Source organism: Shewanella sp. S1-49-MNA-CIBAN-0167, assembly GCF_040310145.1.
Classification (GTDB): Bacteria; Pseudomonadota; Gammaproteobacteria; order Enterobacterales; family Shewanellaceae; genus Shewanella; species Shewanella psychromarinicola.
Genome location: NZ_JBEOPO010000300.1, coordinates 1 through 266, shown reverse-complemented (window position 1 = coordinate 266; position 266 = coordinate 1). Strand labels below are relative to the sequence as shown.

Annotated in this window: 1 protein-coding gene; it reads right to left on the bottom strand. The window is 55.6% G+C overall.

Annotated features, from left to right (window positions below; all coding sequences use genetic code 11):
* Positions 1–266 (bottom strand): AcaB family transcriptional regulator (locus AAEZ00_RS21380; RefSeq protein WP_351089928.1); only part of this gene is annotated, 266 nt, incomplete at both ends.

Below are 266 nucleotides of genomic sequence, written 5' to 3'. Positions count from 1 at the left end.
CCGTAACGCTCATACATTTTGCGGGCTGCTTCAGCCTTGGCATTGTTGGCGGCGAAGTCATCGCGTGCAGCGCCGGAGTATTTATAGATCTGGGCCAGACCAAAAAGTCTGCGCAGCACGGCTGCGCCTTCATCGATCCAAGTTTCCATGTCGTGACGACCGACCAGACCGACGTGCTGGGCCAGCAAAATGCGCCTGACAATTTCGTCGTAGTTGGTCAGTAGGTACACGGCTTGGAAGCCGAGTGGATTGGCGATGTATAGAGG